General features: G+C 57.5%; 14 protein-coding genes. 4 read left to right on the plus strand and 10 right to left on the minus strand.

Annotated elements, in window-relative coordinates:
• Positions 1–42 precede the first annotated feature (42 nt).
• Entirely contained in the window at positions 43–591 is a 549-nt protein-coding gene (locus ACFPPD_RS23745) for a YfiT family bacillithiol transferase (RefSeq protein WP_378083605.1), read from the plus strand.
• 113 nt (positions 592–704) lie between these two features.
• Here ACFPPD_RS23745 and ACFPPD_RS23750 read toward each other — a convergent pair whose 3' ends face one another.
• The 4 genes from ACFPPD_RS23750 to ACFPPD_RS23765 all read right to left on the minus strand — a co-directional run bounded on the left by ACFPPD_RS23750 (position 705) and on the right by ACFPPD_RS23765 (position 4,497).
• Positions 705–1,208, minus strand: a complete 504-nt coding sequence (locus ACFPPD_RS23750) for a DNA-deoxyinosine glycosylase (protein ID WP_209743924.1) — start codon at positions 1,206–1,208, stop codon at positions 705–707.
• Between the two features lie 114 nt (positions 1,209–1,322).
• Positions 1,323–2,153: a carbohydrate ABC transporter permease gene (locus tag ACFPPD_RS23755; protein ID WP_209743927.1), complete on the minus strand. Its 831-nt coding sequence runs from the start codon at positions 2,151–2,153 to the stop codon at positions 1,323–1,325.
• Positions 2,153–3,031 (minus strand): carbohydrate ABC transporter permease, encoded by an 879-nt coding sequence (locus ACFPPD_RS23760; RefSeq protein ID WP_209743930.1) that lies wholly within the window; start codon positions 3,029–3,031, stop codon positions 2,153–2,155. Before ACFPPD_RS23760 ends, ACFPPD_RS23755 begins: the two co-directional genes overlap by 1 nt.
• 77 nt (positions 3,032–3,108) lie before the next feature.
• A complete protein-coding gene (locus ACFPPD_RS23765) occupies positions 3,109–4,497 on the minus strand; it encodes an extracellular solute-binding protein (protein WP_378083608.1) in 1,389 nt (462 codons plus the stop codon).
• 423 nt (positions 4,498–4,920) lie between these two features.
• Between ACFPPD_RS23765 and ACFPPD_RS23770 the strand changes: the two genes are divergently transcribed.
• The 3 genes from ACFPPD_RS23770 to ACFPPD_RS23780 all read left to right on the plus strand — a co-directional run bounded on the left by ACFPPD_RS23770 (position 4,921) and on the right by ACFPPD_RS23780 (position 7,520).
• Positions 4,921–5,643 (plus strand): MBL fold metallo-hydrolase, encoded by a 723-nt coding sequence (locus ACFPPD_RS23770; RefSeq protein WP_209743933.1) that lies wholly within the window; start codon positions 4,921–4,923, stop codon positions 5,641–5,643.
• The gene (locus tag ACFPPD_RS23775) at positions 5,640–6,206 is read left to right on the plus strand and encodes a TetR/AcrR family transcriptional regulator (protein WP_209743937.1); all 567 of its coding nucleotides are present in this window, start codon (positions 5,640–5,642) and stop codon (positions 6,204–6,206) included. Before ACFPPD_RS23770 ends, ACFPPD_RS23775 begins: the two co-directional genes overlap by 4 nt.
• A gap of 192 nt (positions 6,207–6,398) precedes the next feature.
• Positions 6,399–7,520, plus strand: a complete 1,122-nt coding sequence (locus ACFPPD_RS23780; RefSeq protein ID WP_209743940.1) for an HD domain-containing phosphohydrolase — start codon at positions 6,399–6,401, stop codon at positions 7,518–7,520.
• Positions 7,521–7,590: 70 nt separating this feature from the next.
• On the opposite strand, the gene ACFPPD_RS23785 is transcribed toward ACFPPD_RS23780, so the two are convergent.
• The 6 genes from ACFPPD_RS23785 to ACFPPD_RS23810 form a co-directional block, all read right to left on the minus strand.
• Positions 7,591–8,241: a fumarylacetoacetate hydrolase family protein gene (locus ACFPPD_RS23785; protein ID WP_378083612.1), complete on the minus strand. Its 651-nt coding sequence runs from the start codon at positions 8,239–8,241 to the stop codon at positions 7,591–7,593.
• Positions 8,242–8,243: 2 nt separating this feature from the next.
• Positions 8,244–8,999: a glycerophosphodiester phosphodiesterase gene (locus tag ACFPPD_RS23790; RefSeq protein ID WP_209743944.1), complete on the minus strand. Its 756-nt coding sequence runs from the start codon at positions 8,997–8,999 to the stop codon at positions 8,244–8,246.
• Positions 9,000–9,060: 61 nt separating this feature from the next.
• Positions 9,061–10,302, minus strand: coding sequence for a CapA family protein (locus ACFPPD_RS23795; protein ID WP_209743947.1), 1,242 nt, complete (start codon positions 10,300–10,302; stop codon positions 9,061–9,063).
• A 184-nt stretch (positions 10,303–10,486) separates the two neighbouring features.
• Positions 10,487–12,061 (minus strand): beta-N-acetylhexosaminidase, encoded by a 1,575-nt coding sequence (nagZ, locus tag ACFPPD_RS23800; protein WP_378083615.1) that lies wholly within the window; start codon positions 12,059–12,061, stop codon positions 10,487–10,489.
• Positions 12,062–12,079: 18 nt separating this feature from the next.
• On the minus strand, positions 12,080–13,708 hold the full coding sequence (locus ACFPPD_RS23805) for a response regulator (RefSeq protein WP_209743952.1): 1,629 nt from the start codon (positions 13,706–13,708) through the stop codon (positions 12,080–12,082).
• Between the two features lie 6 nt (positions 13,709–13,714).
• Positions 13,715–15,571 (minus strand): cache domain-containing sensor histidine kinase, encoded by a 1,857-nt coding sequence (locus ACFPPD_RS23810; RefSeq protein WP_209743955.1) that lies wholly within the window; start codon positions 15,569–15,571, stop codon positions 13,715–13,717.
• Between the last annotated feature and the right edge of the window lie 219 nt (positions 15,572–15,790).

Here is a 15,790-nt window from a genome sequence, read left to right on the forward strand (position 1 = left end):
CATGGGAGCAAGCTTCGGACGTACGCCGGGGAGGAATCGAAAATGACTGACGAAATGGAAATGGATTTGGAATCGCTGAAATATCCGATCGGGAAATTTAGCTTCGATGCGGAATCGTTCCCCGCGGAGAGGCAACAACGAATTGATGAGTTGGCGGAGACGGCTTCGAGATTGCGCGCCGCGGTCGCGGGCTTGACCGCCGAACAGCTCGATACGCCGTACCGTCCGGGCGGCTGGACGGCGCGCCAGGTCGCCCACCATATCGCCGACGCTTCGATGAACGGCTTCATGCGCGCCAAGCTTGCCTTGACGGAAGAGAAGCCGCTTATCAAGACGTTCGAGGAGAACTTGTGGGTCGATCTGCCCGACACCGCCAAGTTGCCCGTAGAGCCCTCGCTGCGCATGCTGGAAGGCATCCACGAGCGGCTGGACGCGCTGCTGCGCTCCTTGCCGGAGGAAAGCTTCGCGAAGGGCTTCCAGCACCCGGCGACGGGCTATAACACGCTCGACAGGCTCGTCGCCTACTTCTCTTGGCACGGCAAGCACCATGCGGCGCATATTACGTCGTTGCGCGAACGCAACGGCTGGTAACGAACAATTGTTATAACGAAAAGAGGTCCCATTGCAACTGTAGAGGGGACCTCTTTCGTTTGTTCAAAGGCGCCGTAAGCAGCTCTACGCTACTATCGCGTCCCCCCATAAAGTTACAGTACCAAGATTGCCCGCCAAGCTTGAACCCGGTCTTCGAGGTTGCGGTAATCCTTCGTCGGGATGGGGCTCGTCGACGGCATGCGGACGACCCGGCGGCTTGCGATCTCGGGATCGTCGCCGAAATGCTTCGTCAGCTCCGCGTACGACTTCGTGCCGTTGCAGACGATCGCCCGGATGCCCGGATACTCGGTCAGCAAACCCGGCACGTCGTTCGGTATCGCCCGCGTAATGTCGCTGTCGAGGCTTCCGGGCCTGTCGCAGCTTGCGATGACATCCCATAGCGCGATCCCGTTGCCGAGCGCGAACCGGAGCCTGTCATCGTAGACGTCGTCTACGTCCCTCCCTTCCCCGTACAACGCATATAGAATCCGCCACATGTAGTTACGCGGATTGCCGTAGTATTCGTAGGCTCTCAGAGATGCCGCCCCCGGCATGCTTCCCAAGACGAGCAGCCGGGACGCCGAGTCGATCAGCGGCGGAAACGAATGAACGAGCACGTTGAATGTCCCTCCCGATCTTTCTCATCTTCTCCCGTTATAACACAAGAAAGCGCCGTCCCCCAAATCGGGGACGACGCCTGGAATCGTAAGCGGCAATGGCGAACGTCGAGATCAACCTTTGACGCTGCCCGCCGTAATGCCTTCGATGATTTGTTTCTGCAGGAACGCGTACAGGACAAGAACCGGCAATACGCTGAATACGATGCCCGTGCTGATGAGCGCGTAGTTCGTCTGGTACGCGTCGCGGAATCCGACCATGCCGGTAGGCAGCGTGCGAAGCGCGTCTTTGCTGATGAAGAAGTTGGCGAGCAAGTATTCGTTCCAGTTACCGAGGAAGTTGATGATGAATACGGTGACGAGCGCCGGCAACGTCAACGGCAGAATGATGCGCGCGAACAGCCCCGCGGCGCTGAGACCGTCGATGATCGCCGCTTCCTCCAGCTCGTTCGGAATCGACTTCATGAACGCCGAGATCAACAGCACGCTGAACGGAAGAGCGCCCGCCGTGTACGGCCAGAACAAAGCCCAGTGCGTGTTCAGGATATTCAGCTTGCTAACGAGGAAGTATTGCGCGATGAACAGGCCGTTAGCGGGAATGAGCATGCTGAACAAAATCGCTTGGTAGATTAATTTGCTCGACAGACGGAATCTCATCCGGGTCAAGGCGAACGAAGTGCCCGCTGCGATCAGGACGCCGACGACGGCGGACGAAAGACCGATGTACGCGCTATTGAGAAAATAGGTGTCGATTTTCGCTTGGGTCCAGGCTTTCGAATAGTTCTCGAAATAAAGCGATTTCGGCAATGCGAACGGCGCTTGCGAAATTTCGACGTTGCTTTCCTTCAGGGACGAGAAGATGACGAACACGAAAGGAAAGAGAATGATGACGACATAGATCATCAGAACGATATGGGGCAACGACTTTCCGAGAGTTCCGCGCATCAGTATTCAACCCTTTCCGACTTACCGAGCGTAAGCTGATAGATGGCGGTAAGCACGAGAGCGAACGCGAAAATGATGATCGCGAGAGCCATCCCGTAGCCGTATTCGCCGTACTTGATCGCTTTGTTGACCATGATGGAAGCCATGACCTCCGTAGATCCCGCGGGACCGCCGTTCGTCATGACGAGCACGACGTCGACGACCCTCATCGCGCCGGCGATCGAAAGCATGACGACGACGGAGATGATCGGTTTGATAAGCGGCAAAGTCAAATACCAAGCGCGTTGCGGCGCCGTCGCGCCGTCGATGGCCGCGGCCTCGTCGATATCCTTCGGAATCGCCAAGATCGCCGCCAAAATCAATACAATATAGAAACCGACCCACTGCCACGCGTTCGTGATCAGAATCGCTTTCATCGCCCATTTCGACTCGGCGAGCCAATAGATCGGCTCCATTCCGAAGAACTTAAGGAACGCAGCGATCGGTCCGATGTCCGGATCATAGATAAAACCCCACAAAATCCCGATGACGGACGTGGAAAGGATGGACGGCACGAATACCGTCGTCTTGTACAAGCCTGCGAATCTTTTCACGTTGCTGATGAGCAGCGCGCAAACGATGATGACCGGTACTTGCAGAATGACCGAGAATAACAGGAAATACATGTTGTTCCAGATGGCGACGTGGAATTGATCGTCGCTGAACGCTTTGGTGAAATTATCGAAGCCGATAAACTTGGCCGGATTCAAACCATCCCAGTCCGTGAATGCGTAAAATACGGAGGAAAACATCGGGTACAGGAAAAACAGTCCGTAATGCGCGATCGTCGGAATAACGAACATTAAGTATACAGCGGGATTTTTTAGTGTATTTTTCATGGTTCCTCCCCCACTAATGGCCAAGAAGGTCCAGCCATTGGCTGGCGGACCTCCTCGCCAAACTTCCTAACCTGTTATTACTTCTTGTTTTCCGTTTCTTGAATCTTTTGGAGCGCGTCGCCTACTTCTTGGGCTTTCGCTTTGCCTGCGATCAATTTTTGCAATTGAAGCTCGGTTTCGCTGTATACGGGCTTTTGAGCGATGGCATCGAAGTGAACGAACGTCGTTCCGGCTTTGCTCATGACGTCGAGTACTTGTTTAACGATCGGATCCGTTACTTGAGCCAAGGACTCGTCGGACAGCTTCATGGAAGGAAGCACGCCGTCGTCGATCAAACCGCGAAGTTGCATTTCGTCGCTGTACAGGTGTTTGATGAAGCCTTTGACCGCCGCAAGCTCTTGATCGTTCAGATCGGAAGAGAAACCGTATCCGTTCGAGTAGTTCGCGTTGAGGGATGTTTGGTCAGCCGCCGCGTTCGGAAGGGCGGGAAGAGCGACGAATGCCACTTTGCCGGCCAGGGTAGCCGCTACCGCGCCTTCTTTGAACGCGGACGAACGCCAGCTTCCGTCGAACATCATGCCGGCTTTGCCGGCGGCGAAGTCGTTGAGCATGTCGTCGTACGTTTTGCCCAGCTCGCCTTTCGTGAAGTAACCTTTTTTAACCCAATCTTCGTACAGGGCGTAGCCCGCGACGACTTCCGGTTGGTTCCATTTCGCTTCGCCCGTTACGATGCCGTTCGGGAATCCGTTCGCGTAACGGCCGATGAGCGTGTTAACGAGCATGTTCGGTACCCAACCCGCTTGGGAGCCCATCGCGAAAGGCGTGATTCCTTTTGCTTTCAGAGCGTCGGCAGCTTTGATCAGGTCGTCCCACGTCGTAGGAGCGTTTAAGCCGTTTTGCGTGAACAGCTCGGTGTTGTAGAATACGCCTTCCACGGAACCGCCGATCGGCAAGCCGTAGATTTTGCCGTCCAACGTGAATTGGCCGAAGACGTTCAGGAACTTGTCTTTGATGCCCAATTCGTCGAGGATCGGAGTCAGGTCGAGCAAACGACCCGCTTTCGCGTATTTCAGAGCGTCCGCGTTACCGCCGAACAAGTCGAAAATTTTCGGAGGGTTGCCGGCTGCCATTTCGGCAGGCAGCTTCGTGAAGCGGTTGACCGCGTCTTCCACGCCGTCGAGTTCGAATTTCAGGCCGGGGACTTCGCTTTCCGTTTTCTTGACGACTTCGTCGAGAATCGCTTTGCGGAATTTTTGCGGTTCGCCGATTTGGATATGGCGAAGGGAAACCGTGAACGGTTCCGCTGCCGCAGGATCGCTCGCGGATGCTGACGGCGAAGCGCTAGGAGAAGCGCTTGGCGATGCTGCTGGAGATGCGTTGCCGTTGTTGTCGTCCTTGCCGCAAGCGGCCAGAACTGTCGACATGGCGAGAAGCATGGTTAGAGCGACTTTGAAATTCTTTTTCACTCGGTAGACCTCCCAAAGATATTTGATTTTGTTTGTTGCTTGCACCCTAATTGTAAGAGCAAATTCCGTCAAAGTAAGGGAGTCAAACAACTAACGGAGGGATAAGATCATCTTTAAGCGGTAGTTCAAAAAGTCCGATGATGATCACGAAGGATTTCGGGATGCTTTTTCGACGTCGAATCTTGAATTCAGCCGGGACTTCCGGTTCTCACGTAGGTTTACCTACGCTCCGATCCTCATTCCCTAGCTTCTTTCAACCTTCTCGGTGCTGATCACCGATCTTTTTGAACTTTCAATACATTTTCCCCCTCCATCCGGTTATGCGCTAGAACTTATTTTGCGAAAAGCGAAAAACCCTCTTGCAAAAAACTAATGATATTAGTTATTATGATAACAAGGATAGTAAATGGAGGCGATCGAAAGATGTTGAAACATTCGTGGGGTAAAACGACTCAACTGCAATTTTTGCCGAAGCTGTTTCCGATCAATTGTTATCTCGTCGAGGAAGACGACGGCTTGACGCTGATCGACGCGGGTATGCCCTTCGCGGCCAAAGGAATCGAGGAAGCGATTCGGGCGACCGGCAAACCGCTCGTGCGCATGCTGCTGACGCACGCCCACGACGATCACATCGGCGCCGTCCCTTACTTGAAGGAACGCCACCCCGAAGCGCGCGTCGGCATCTCCCGCCGGGACGAATCCCTTCTTCGCGGCGACCTCTCGCTGCTTCCCGGCGAAGCCCAGACTCCGATCAAGGGCAGCGTGCCGAAGAAAACTCCTTTCCAAGCGGACTTCCTGTTCGGCGACGGCGATGTTATCGGTTCCCTCCGAGCGATCGCGACGCCGGGACATACGCCGGGCCACTTCGCTTTCTATGAACCGGAAGGTCGCGTACTGATCGGGGGCGACGCGTTCCAATCGAAGGGCGGATTCGCCGTCTCCGGCACGATAAAGTGGAAATTTCCTTTCCCCGCGCTCGCGACATGGCATGCGGCGACCGCGATCGAAAGCGCCGTTCGCGTTCGCGAGCTCGATCCGGCCGTCCTGTTGGTCGGTCATGGTCCCGCCGTCGAACAACCCGCCGATGCCATCGACCGGGCCGTTCGCAAGGCCGAAAAAAGCTTGAAAGAGAGGAAAACCGGATGAGGGCGGGCGTCACGACTGAAACCGTCATCACCGCTGCGGCGGACATCGCGGATCGCGAAGGCTGGGATCAGATTACCCTCGCCAACGTGGCCGGCCATCTCGGCATTCGCACCCCGTCGCTCTACAATCATGTCGGCGGCCTTCCCGACCTGCGCCGGAAGCTCTCCGTTCACGGGGCGAACTTGCTGTACGATTCGCTCGCGGACGCGGCGATCGGACGATCCGGCGAGCAGGCGCTGACCGAGGTGGGAAAGGCTTACGTCGACTTCGCCCGGAGGCGGCCGGGACTCTACGAAGCGATGAACCGGACGGACGACTCGCGTCCGGAACAATTCGATCTCGCCGCTGAACAGACGCTCCGGCTGATCGTCCGTTTGATGGAGCCTCTCGGCGTCGGCCCTGACGATTACGTGCCGGCCGTGCGGGGTCTTCGAAGCATGTTTCACGGTTTCGCGTCCCTCGAATCGATGGGCGGATTCAGAATGGACGAAGACGTCATGGATAGCGTCGTCAAGGCGATTACGATCTACTTGAAGGGGTTACGCAAAACCGACGTCACGTAGGTTTGCCTACGCTCCGATCCTCATTCCCTAGCTTCTTTCAACCTTCTCGTCGCTGAAAATCGAACTTTTTGAACACGCGCCAATAACGGCGTTTCCCTCCCGGGGAACGCTGTTTTTTTGCGCGCGTTGCAGGATTCGACAAAATCTCGCCGAATAACATTTTTGAATAGGTAGCGCGAGGAGTGGGAGCCTTTGTTCAAGAATGAATTGTCGTCCGAAGATTTGCTTCGGATCATATTCAAATATACGGCGAAAATCGCCAGCGAAAGAAGCTTGAACTCGGTGCTCGTCTTCATGGCGGACATGGGACGGGAAATGATCCTGTCGGACCGTTGCACCGTCTGGCTGATCGACGTCGTTAGCGAGCAGTTGTACACGACGGTCGCCCACGGCGTAGACGAAATCCGCATCCCTCTCGGAACGGGACTCGTCGGCAGCGCGATCGCGACCGGGGAACCGATTATCATCGAAGACGCCTACAGCGACCCGCGGCACAATTCGGACAACGACCGCAAAACCGGATATCATACGAAATCGATTATCACCGTACCGTTCCGCAACAACGACGGGGAAATCATCGGCGCGTACCAGGCGATCAACAAGCTGACCGAGATCGGCTACTTTACTTCCCGGGATCTGGAGATGCTCACTCTTGCCGCTTCGTACGCCGGCAAATCGCTCGAGTCCGTCATGCTTCACCAGGAAATCATCGATACGCAGCGCGAAATCATCTTCACGATGGGCGAGATCGGCGAGATCCGCTCCACGGAGACGGGCAACCACGTCAAGCGCGTAGCCGAATATTCTTACATACTCGCTAGAGGCCTGGGCCTAAGCGCGACTGAAGCGGAAATGCTCCGGACGGCCTCCCCGATGCACGACATCGGCAAAGTCGCGATACCGGACGCGGTATTGAACAAGCCCGGCAAGCTGACGCCATCGGAATACGAGATTATCAAGTCCCACACGAAAATCGGTTACCAGCTGCTTAAGGGCTCCAAGCGCGAGTTGCTGCGCGCGGCGGCCATCGTCGCCGAGCAGCATCACGAGAAGTGGGACGGCACCGGTTATCCGCTCGGCCGCAAGGGCGAGGACATCCATATCTACGGCCGCATCACGGCCGTCGCCGACGTATTCGACGCCTTAAGCGCGGAACGGGTCTACAAGGCGGCTTGGCCCTTGGACAAAATAGAGAACTTGTTCCGCGAGGAACGGGGGCGCCACTTCGACCCGGCCATCGTCGACGTCTTCTTCGAGAAGCTGCCGAAGCTGCTCGAAGTCCGCGGCCAGCTGACCGACAAGGAGACCGATTAGGAATGAATCGGATCTTCGCACGCAAAAGGAGCGTTCCCCGCACGCGCGGACGAAACGCTCCTTTTTCATGTTAATAAGTTTCCACCGTCGATCTGCCGAGACTTTCCCCGTTCCACCATACGTCGAGCGAGTCCCCGTCGCTCAAGCTTCCGACGCCGGCCGGCGTCCCCGTATAGATCAAGTCTCCCGCCCCTAGCCCGTATCGCGTTCCGACGAAATCTACGATCCGCTGAAGGCCGAATACCATATCCTTGACATTGCCTCTCTGCGCTTCGGCTCCGTTCATCGTTAAGCCGAAATCGTGAGCCTCCATCCCGTTCTCGCCGGGAAACGGCAACCAACGGCCCAGCACGGCGGAGTTCCGGAAACCTTTGGCCGCAAGCCAAGGGTGGCCTTTCGCTTTAATAACGTCTTGAACGTCGCGCAACGTCAAATCGATCCCGACCGTGAAAGCGCCGATCAACTCGTCGCAAGCGATTCCCGACTCGTACGTCCGGCCGATCGCGAAGACGAGCTCCGCTTCGTAATGCACGCTTCCTTCAGACGCGGGTATGCCGAGTTTCCCGACGTCCATGCCGATCGCCGCGTGAGTCGGCTTCGTGAAAATCATCGGAGACGTCGGCACTTCGTTGCCGAGCTCCGTCGCATGCAAGCGGTAATTGCGCCCGACGCAATAAATGTTCCGAATATCGGACAAAGATAAGGCCGTCATGTCGATCATTGTTATTTCTCCCCGCGTACGGCCGCCTCCCAGCGGTCCGGATAATTCGTACACAATTGGAACGCTTCGGGCCGGCTCGCGAGCCGGCTCAAATCGCTGGCCGAGTTGACGGTCCACGCCATGACGTCGACGGATGCTTGCGTCGCCTTCGCGAGCAGCTCCTCGTTCAAATGATGAAAGCCGATCGACAGGAAATCCGCTCCCAAACTCTTGACCCGGTCGATCAGATCATTCGAGCCTTCGTCGACGATCAAGCCGGTACGAATCGTGCGGGACAGGCTTCTGACCTCTTTCAAAATATCGTCCTGGAACGACGTGATGACCGTGTCGTTCTCTCTTCCTCGCGATCGAATCGTCTCTACCGCTTTGGCGGCGAGAAGAGCCCGGTGGCCGTCGTCGCCTTTCAGCTCTACGTTCAGCCTGCACCTGCCCGCCGTCAAGTCCAACACTTCGCCGAGCGTCGGCACTTTTTCTCCGGAGAAGCCGGGATCGAACCAACTGCCGGCATCGAGGTTGCCGAGCTCCTTGGCCGTCTTCTCCCTAACCCGGCCATTCCCGTTCGTCGTCCGCTTCAGCTCGCCGTCGTGAATGACGACGGGAACGTCGTCTTTGGACAGGTGGACGTCCAGTTCGATCCAGTTCACATAAGGGAGAGCTATCGCCATTCGGAAAGCGGCCATCGTGTTCTCCGGCGCTTTGCCGGAAAAGCCGCGGTGAGCGACGCAAGGATGAAGCTTCTCTTTCGTCGTTTCGTCCATGATTCTCTCCCCCTTGGAGGGGAACCGGAAAGGCAAATTCGGCAGCCCCGACAACCAATATTTAATTTTTCGCCACAATGGCGCCGTCCTCCCCGACGGCCGCTCCGTACGAGAGCTCCGACAGTCGGGCGAGCAATGCCTTCCCTTCAGGCTCTTCCATCGGCGCAGGCTGGGATTGCTTCGCGAACATCGGCGCGAAACTCAGCTTGCAGGCGCCGTCCTTGTCGCATGCGGCGCTCAGCACGCCCGTCTCGCTCGTCTTCGGCGACGTCGTCGTCGAGAAGACGAAGTTGCCCAGACTGTAGGCGATCCACTTGCCTTTGTACGCTTCGAAACCTTGCAGAACGTGAGGATGGCTGCCGATGACCAGATCCGCCCCGGCGTCGACGAAACGATGCGCCAAATCGGTCTGATGCTCGACCGGTTTATCCGCTCTCTCGACACCCCAGTGGACCATGACGACGACGATATCGGCGTTCTCCTTCGCCTCCATGATCGCCTGAACGGCTCGCTGGGGAGAGTATGCCTCCGCCACGCCGGGATGATTGCGCTCGGCCTTCCAAGCGACTTCGGGAACGACGCGCGTCACGCTGACGAAACCGACCGTCGTACCGTTCTTCTCTATGTATGCGGGCGCGTAGGCCTCGCGGTCGTCGTTGCCCGAGCCCGCGTGCTGCAAACCCGCGTCGTCGAGCGCGTCCATCGTGTCGCTTAATCCGTCCCAGCCGTAATCCAGCGTATGGTTGTTAGCGAGGGAGAAGAAATCGAAGCCCGCGTTCTTCAGTTCCGGCACCGCTTCCGCGCTGCCGCGGAACACGAACTGCTTGTTCTCCGCCGGAATTCCCCGCTCCGAGATCGGCGTCTCGAGATTGCCGGCCGCGATATCCGCCGAAGAAAGCAACTCTTTCGCCTCCCGGAAAGGATAATCGTAGCCGTTGATCTTCATGAGCTCCAGCACCTTCGCCGCGGGTAGCACGTCTCCGACGAACGCGAGCTTGATCGCGCCGTCCGCCGAAGCCGGAGATGCCGACTCTTCGCCGTCGCCATTCTCTTCGGATGCCGGCCGACCGTCGTCGGAACCGGAGTCCGCCGGCGCGCTTCCGGACGGTTGAGGCGAAGATGTCGCCGCCGGTTCGCGGGAAGGGCCATCCGCGGCGCCGTTGCCGTCCTTCGACTTCCAAACGGCGATCGCTACGGCGACGATGGCGCAAAGCAAGATGCCGTTCAACGCGAGCAGCGCGCGCGTACGGTTCCGTTTTTTCGTTTTTTTCACGTTTAACGTCCGCGAACGCGAATAGGTCATGTGGCAAACCTTCCCTTTCGTCACTGTTCTCCTGTCCGCTATTATACATCAGAGGACAAGCAAAAAACACCTTCGGCGCGCAAAGACGCCGAAGGTGTTCATGCCGATGCGGTAGACCCATCCGTTCCCCCCGGTGCGATCGAGCCTCGCGATGAGGTTGCATGCGTTCGGGAGCGATGGCCGATTACGCTCTTGCGTATTCTCCTATCGTCACCGGCAGCTTCGCCGCGACGGGCAATTCGCCGGCGAGCACGCCTGCCAGCGCGCTCATCATGGCCGGCTTATTCTCGTAAGAGCACACGTACACTTCTGCTTCAGGAGCTGCGATCAGGTCGTACGGCGTTCTCATGGCCGCCCAGACGAACAAGTAATCGTCGCCGGCCGACAGTTCTCGGATGAGCGCTTGTTGTCCGGCGGAGAAGCCGGCGTCGTACGAAGCGAACACGACCGTGCGGCTCCCGCCGAGCGCGGAGCGGACGTCTTCGATTTCCTCCGCCGTAGGGTCGATGCCGATCCGAACTTCCGCGACGTCGTAGCCCATCGCCTGAAGTGCGGCTCCCAGTGTCCATTCCTGCCGGATCACTTCGATCACTTCCGTGCCGACACGCGCCTCCGTCCAGACGACGAGCGTCTTGCCGTCCTTGGACAACGGCAACCGGTCTCCGCCCTTGACGACGGTGACCGCGGATTCGCACAGCAGTCGCTGCACTTCTTCCGCGCGAGCCGGGTTCGTCGCGGGAACCGCGACGCCGAACAAGCCGCTCGATTGCTTCAGCTCCCATATTCTGCGGGCCGCTTCGTCGATCCGGGATTCCGGAATTTCGCCGGCCATGACCGCTTCGTGCACCGCTTCCAGCGCCGCCGTCTGGCGGACGGCGCGATGGCTGACGAGGATCAGATCCGCCCCGGCCTTGATCGCTTCTACCGCGCCGCGAGCGACGCCGATCGACTCGGAAATCGCGTTCATCTCCAAGCAATCGGTGACGATGACGCCTTCGAAGCCGAGCTGCTTGCGAAGCAAGCCGGTGAGGATGCGCTGGGACAGCGTCGCCGGAATGCCGCCCGGTTCGAACGCCGGAAACACGACGTGGGCCGTCATGATCGCGCCGACCTTCTCTTCGATCGCCTTGCGGAACGGCAGCAGCTCCACCTCGTTCAGCCGTTCGATTCCGTGCGAAACGGAAGGCAATTCGTGATGCGAATCCGCCGCCGTATCCCCGTGCCCGGGAAAATGCTTCGCCACCGCGACGACGCCTCCTTCCCGATAACCGTCGATCGCCTGTATGCCGAGCTCCGCGACGCGCGCTGGATCTTCTCCGAAGGAACGTACGCCGATAACCGGGTTGTTCGGGTTATTGTTCACGTCCAGGCAAGGAGCGAAATTCATGTTGATGCCGATGCCGCGCAGCTCCGCGCCCGACCACTTCGCCGCTTCGCGAGTCAATGCCGCGTTGTCGGCCGCCCCTTGCGCCATCGCGCCGGGCATGACGGTCACGCCTTCTTCCAACCGGACGACCATGCCGCCCTCTTGGTCGATGGCGATGAACAGCGGGTTCTCCGCCGCCGCCTGCAGCTTCGCGGAAAGCGCAGCGACCTGCGCCGCGTCCTTCACGTTCCTGCGAAAATAAATGATGCCGCCTAGCCCGTAGTCCCGGATCAAGTTCAGGATGTCGTCCGTCGGCTCCAGGCCGTCGAAGCCGCACATGAAGAGTTGGCCGATTTTATCCTTCAATTCCAGTTGTTCGAACGTTCTCGTCAACGGTAACATCTCCTTTATTCATGACTCGCGATTCGTCCACGTCGGTTCTTTGCCCGACCGGTTCTGCTGGCGTTCGCGATATTCCGACGGAAGCATCCCCGTGAATTTGCTGAACACTCTCGTAAAATAACGCCTTTCCGCGTAGCCGACCATCTGCCCGACCTGCGTCACGCTCTTGTCGCTGAGCGCGAGCAGCGACTTGGCCATTTCCATGCGTTGCTTCGTCACGTATTCGACGAACGTCTCTCCGACGTGCTGCTTGAACAGCAGACTGAAGTAGCTGCCGCTGATGCCGAGGTAATCCGCGAGCAGATCGATGCTGAGGTCAGCCGACAAATTGCGTTCGATGTAATCCCTCGCCGACAGCATAAGAACGTCGCTCGTCTTTTTCTTCAGGACGCTCTCCAGCGATTGGTCGACGAGCCTGTTAATGACTTGAAGCGTGTCGCGGATGCCTTGATGCTGGTCGATCTGGCGCCAGATCGCGATTTCCTCCTCGCGGCCGATCACTTCCATCGCCCTCATCTCCCGGAGGAGATGGATGCATAAGTAATGGACGATCGGCGCGACCCGCTCGAACGACGAATCCGGAAGCTCTCGGAAGCTGTCGTTCAGCTCCTTGAGCGCGGTTTCCGTCCGCCGGCGGTCGCATCGCTTGAGCCCGGTGACCATTTCCTCGATACGATCCCACAGCTGCTGCGACGTTTCCGCGTTGCCTCTGGATTTCTCCGAGACGATGACGCCTTGCTCCGCCGACGGCAACAAGTTCAGCGAGCGCTGCAAGCTCTTGTACGTTCTCGCGAGCTGCTTCAACGTCACCTCGGAAGGATGGAGAGCGACCCGGATCGTCAGCTTGAGGTAATTTTCCGCCGCCTGCCTTAGCTTCTCCGCCCATTCCAAGGATTGCGCCCGGTCGTAAATATCCGGAACCGACCGTTCGATCAGCACACACCATTCTCCGCTGCGAACTTGGAGAACCGAGAAAGGCACGTTAAAAGAAGCGAGGTTTTCCTGCAAAATGTTATGGACGGCGAAATTCCACAGCTTGCGCTCCTTGTCGTCCCACGATCGCTCCCGTCTCGAATAATCGGCGACGTCGACGAGCATCATCGCGAACGCCAGATTTTCCCCGTCCATCTCGCTTAGTTTCTGGAAGGGCCGGCTCGGCGTCCCCCCGAGATCGACGATCCGGTCGTACAGCACCTTCTCGTAGGCGAGGTGGAACATGATCTTCCTTTCCTGCTGGATCGAATGCTGCTCGATGCTTCTCGCCCGAACGCCAGCCGCCAGCCGCGCGATCGTCCCTTCCAGTTCCTCGTAATCGATCGGCTTGAGAATATAGTCCTTCACTTCGTAACGGATGACCGACCTGACGTAGCTGAAATCCTGGTAGCCGGTCATCATAATGACTTCGGCGTCCTCATCGAACTCGCGAAGGGCTCCCAGAAACTCGATGCCGTCCATGACGGGCATCCGGATATCGCACAAAATGAGCTGCGGCCGATGCTCCCTAGCGATCTCGAGCGCCTGCTCCCCGTTACGCGCGGTACCGACGAGCTCGATGTCGAGGCTATCCCACGGGATGACCGCCTGTAAATTTTTGAGAATATTCACTTCGTCGTCGATGAGCAATGCTTTAAGCTTCAATGCGTTTCACTCCCCGCCGTCTGCGGAATGCTGCGGTATTAAACATTTGATGACCGTGCCTTGGCCCGGCGCGCTGCACAGCGTGAGCCCGTACGGACTGCCGTAATGGATTCGCAGGCGATCGGCGACGTTGCCGACGCCGAGCCCGCGACGCTCCCCGGTTTCCGGGGATTCCTCGTACATTTCCTGCAGCGTCATGCCCCGTGACACGAATCTCGCGAGTTGCTCCTCGGGAATGCCGATGCCGTTATCCTCGACGTAGAAGGCGATATCATGCCCTTCTTCTCTCGCGCTCACATGGATTTTGCCCATGTATCCGATACCCTCGAATCCGTGCTGGATGCTGTTCTCGACGAGCGGCTGCAGCGTGAGCTTCAGAATTGGGGTGTCCATGAGCTCGCGGGGAACGTCGATCGTGTATTCGAACAAATCCTCGAACCTATACTTCTGGATCTCGAGGTAGCTTCGCAGATGCTCGAGCTCCTGCTCGATCGTGATTTCTTCTTTCTGCTGAATGCTGATCCTGAAAATATTCGCGAGCCGCTGCACCATCTTGCTCACTTTGCGGCCCTCGTTCTGAACGGCGAGAATGTTGATCGACTCCAATGCGTTAAACAAGAAATGCGGCTTGATCTGGGCCTGAAGCAGCATCATTTCCGCTTTTCGCTTGCGGGACTGCTCCTGCTTCACGTCGTCGAGCAGCTCCGATACCCTTTCGACCAAGCTATTAAACCCTCTGGAAAGCGTCGACGTCTCGTCTTTGCCGACGACAGGCACTCTCGTCGACAGGTCGCCCCGCTCCACTTGGCGCATCGCGCGCACGACGCGGACGATGAACGTAACCGTCCTTCGAACGAACATCAAGTTAAAGATCAGCGCTAGCACGAGCGACATCCCGGTGATGACGACCATCCATCGCAGCACGTCTGTCATATCGCCGTTCAAATATTGCAAGGACGTGACCATAACGAGCTTCCAATCGCCGACGCCGAGCCGTTGCAATTGCAGGTTCTGCGCGGTGACGAGGCTTTTGCGTCCTTCGAACGCGATCGTTTTGCTTCTGGCGGCGCTGCCCGCGTTCTTCAGGTCGATGCCCTTATCCAAGTCGACGTAATCCGATATCGTCTTCCCTTCGGCCTGGGCCGCGTTGTCGAACACGATTTTGCCGTTGCCGGCGACGATCAGGAAGCGGCGGTCCAGTTTCCCTTGTTTGCCGTAGAAGCTGAATATGCGATCCAGCTCGTTCATCTGGAACCTCGTCACGAGAATGCCCTTGCTCTCGAGCGAATCGACTTCGAGCAGGACGCGCACTTGGGTAAACACGTTGTGCTCGGCGGACAGCATCGGATCCTCGTTAGGTCCGATCCATACCGGAGCCCCGTTCTTGCGCAGCACCTCCGGGAAAATCGAGTTGCTTTCGAGCTGGGTGCGCGTGATCGGCATGTCTTTCGTGAAGTTGACCGATATTTGCTGGTTATCGTTGCGATACAAGGTGACCGATTTGATGCCCGGATAGGTGAGGAGGACGCGCTGGCGCAGCCTTTCCTTCTCGAGAAGCTGCACGTAGTCCGGACTGCGGGAGGCGTCGCCGCCTACGTCGGGCTGCGCGCCGCCCGATTCGATCGACTGCTCGACGGACTCGACGCTATCCTGCGTCGTAACCCAGAAGTCGGAGAAGTAGTTCGCTTCTTTGATCATATTGTTGATATTGCGGCCGATCGCCTTCAGCGTCAGTTCCGTTTGTTCCGCGTATTTCTCTTGGGCGGCTTTCTGGAACAAGAAGTAGGAGACGCTGCCAAGCACGAACAATGGAACGATGATGAATGCGAAAAAGGCGGCGAAGATCCGTTGGCTCAAACTCATCTCGATGCCCGTCCTCTCGGAAATGTTGACCTCATTATAGCAGGAGGAGGAACGGAAGGGGTTGCCGGACGTAAAGTTGCCTCTTACCTCTTTTATTATAAAGTGTACATGGTGCGGCTATAAGTTGTTATTCCCATTATGCGGGGATAAAAATGGACAGTAGGGGAGCGTGCGTAGTATTCCGATGAAGCATAATTTGCCTGGAGAAGCGAGTTGTTG

The organism is Cohnella suwonensis (assembly GCF_042655365.1).
GTDB classification, from domain to species: Bacteria; Bacillota; Bacilli; order Paenibacillales; family Paenibacillaceae; genus Cohnella; species Cohnella suwonensis.

Excerpts from the sequence above, each read along its gene's own strand:
- ACFPPD_RS23790 (WP_209743944.1), bottom strand. The coding sequence starts at position 8,999 with ATGGACGAAACGACGAAAGAGAAGCTTCATCCTTGCGTCGCTCACCGC.
- ACFPPD_RS23745 (WP_378083605.1), top strand. The coding sequence starts at position 43 with ATGACTGACGAAATGGAAATGGATTTGGAATCGCTGAAATATCCGATC.
- ACFPPD_RS23755 (WP_209743927.1), bottom strand. The coding sequence starts at position 2,153 with ATGCGCGGAACTCTCGGAAAGTCGTTGCCCCATATCGTTCTGATGATC.
- ACFPPD_RS23785 (WP_378083612.1), bottom strand. The coding sequence starts at position 8,241 with ATGATCGACATGACGGCCTTATCTTTGTCCGATATTCGGAACATTTAT.
- ACFPPD_RS23770 (WP_209743933.1), top strand. The coding sequence starts at position 4,921 with ATGTTGAAACATTCGTGGGGTAAAACGACTCAACTGCAATTTTTGCCG.
- ACFPPD_RS23775 (WP_209743937.1), top strand. The coding sequence starts at position 5,640 with ATGAGGGCGGGCGTCACGACTGAAACCGTCATCACCGCTGCGGCGGAC.
- ACFPPD_RS23810 (WP_209743955.1), bottom strand. The coding sequence starts at position 15,571 with ATGAGTTTGAGCCAACGGATCTTCGCCGCCTTTTTCGCATTCATCATC.
- ACFPPD_RS23795 (WP_209743947.1), bottom strand. The coding sequence starts at position 10,302 with ATGACCTATTCGCGTTCGCGGACGTTAAACGTGAAAAAAACGAAAAAA.
- ACFPPD_RS23760 (WP_209743930.1), bottom strand. The coding sequence starts at position 3,031 with ATGAAAAATACACTAAAAAATCCCGCTGTATACTTAATGTTCGTTATT.